This window comes from Burkholderia sp. A2, from assembly GCF_001729305.1.
GTDB classification, from domain to species: domain Bacteria; phylum Pseudomonadota; class Gammaproteobacteria; order Burkholderiales; family Burkholderiaceae; genus Burkholderia; species Burkholderia sola.
Map to the genome: position 1 here is coordinate 511 of NZ_LZXX01000159.1, position 1,699 is coordinate 2,209.

The 1,699-nt window shown below is 67.2% G+C and carries 2 protein-coding genes and 2 pseudogenes; 3 read left to right on the forward strand and 1 reads right to left on the reverse strand.

The features are described from left to right. From A9Z05_RS33360 to A9Z05_RS38240, 3 genes and pseudogenes are all read left to right on the forward strand, one after another. Positions 1-241: pseudogene (locus tag A9Z05_RS33360) on the forward strand (FAD-dependent oxidoreductase); the annotation flags it as partial. Positions 242-346: 105 nt separating this feature from the next. Further along, positions 347-932: TetR family transcriptional regulator (locus tag A9Z05_RS33365; protein WP_371090932.1), on the forward strand; the 586-nt coding region annotated here is incomplete at its 3' end. A gap of 2 nt (positions 933-934) precedes the next feature. Continuing rightward, positions 935-1,017: pseudogene (locus A9Z05_RS38240) on the forward strand (TetR/AcrR family transcriptional regulator); the annotation flags it as partial. A 70-nt stretch (positions 1,018-1,087) separates the two neighbouring features. Here the strand turns inward: A9Z05_RS38240 and A9Z05_RS33370 are convergent. After that, positions 1,088-1,699 (reverse strand): phospholipase D-like domain-containing protein (locus A9Z05_RS33370; RefSeq protein WP_256122166.1); only part of this gene is annotated, 612 nt, incomplete at its 5' end.

Genomic DNA, 1,699 nt, shown 5'->3' on the forward strand with positions numbered 1-1,699 from the left:
GCAGATCGGCCGCGACGCGGACGGCGTGTGGCACGCGATCGCATTCGGCGGCCACGGGATGGCGCCGACCACGGTGGCCGGCGAGGCGCTCGCCGCCGCGCTGGCCGAAGGCCGGCCGGTGCCGGACGGCTTCGCCGCGTTCGGGCTCACACGCACGTTCGGGCTGGCCGGCCTCGCCGCCGCGCAGCTCACGTATACGGCGTACCAGGCCCGCGACGCGCTCGCGTCCTGCCGCCGCTGAGCGCCCGCCGCGGCCGTGCCGATTAGAGCGGAAGGTCGGCCGGGCGGGCATTTTCCACATGCTAGAATGCCTTTTCCAAGCCGCCGCGAACCACAACAAAGTCACATGAAAGCAGGAAGCAAGGCCGCCACGTCCGCCCCCCGCGCGCTTGCGTCCGATGCGCGGCGTAAATACGATCCCGAGCAAACCAAGCGCAACATCCTCGATGTCGCCACGCAGGAATTCTCCGCGATGGGTCTCGCCGGTGCGCGCGTCGACGCGATCGCCGAGCGCACGAACACGACGAAGCGGATGCTCTATTACTACTTCGAAAGCAAGGAGGGCCTGTACGAGGCCGTGCTGGAGAAGGTGTACGGCGACATCCGCGCGCTCGAGCAGGAACTGCACGTCGGCGACATGGAGCCGCGCGAAGGCATGCGCCGTCTCGTCGAATTCACGTTCGACTATCACGACAAGCATCGCGATTTCGTTCGCCTCGTGTCGATCGAAAACATCCACGGCGCGAAATATCTCGAACAGCTGAAGTCGTTCAAGAACCGCAACGTCAGCATCATCAAGACGCTCGAGGAACTGGTCGAGCGCGGCGCGGCCAGCGGCGCGTTCCGCAAGGACATCGACGCATTCGACCTGCATCTGCTGATCAGCTCGTTCTGCTTCCACCGCGTGTCGAACCGCTACACGTTCGGCGCCGNNGCCGCGACCCGTCGGCGCCGCGCCTGCGCGCGCGACATCGCGACACGATCGCCGACGCGGTGCTCCGCTACGTCGCCGCGTAAGCGGCGGTAGTCGCCGGCCGGGGCACGCGGCATCCGCGCCCCCGCGCACTTCATTCAGCACGTCAGCGCATCAGTCCGTCGGTGCGGTCGACGCCAGCGCGATCCGCGCCTTCTCTTCCGGGCTGCCCGCCACGTAATACTTCTTCGCCCAGCTCGAATCGGGCGCAAGCGCGAGCCGCGCATGCGTACCCGTGCCGTGCTGCTGCTTCGCATGGATCGCCAGCGCGCGGGCGCGGTAGTGCTCGTACAGCCGCAGGAATTCCGCGAGATAGATCGCCGCGATCCGCTTGTCGCGGATCTCGAGCAGGTTCTCGTCGTTGTACTGCTCGGAATTGCGGCTCATGTTCGCCGAGCCCGTATAGACGACCGGATTCGCGCCTTCCGCGTCGATCACGATGAACTTGTGATGGATCACGACGGGCGGAAAAGCCGGCGCCGGTTCGCCCGGGAAAAGCCGCAACTCCGGCTCGAAACCCTGCGGCACCGTGGCCGGCGAGAAATACGACGCGTCGATCACGTCGTGGTTGTCGCGGCCGCGGTGGTACAGCTCGAGGTTCGCGAGCGTCGCCGCATCGAGCGTCCGGCCGTCCTGCCGAGCCGTGTCGGCCTTCGTCGCGCTGCCCACGTTGATCCGGTTCACGAGGCCGAACATCATCAGCCCGCGGTCGCCGGCCGCGAAGCA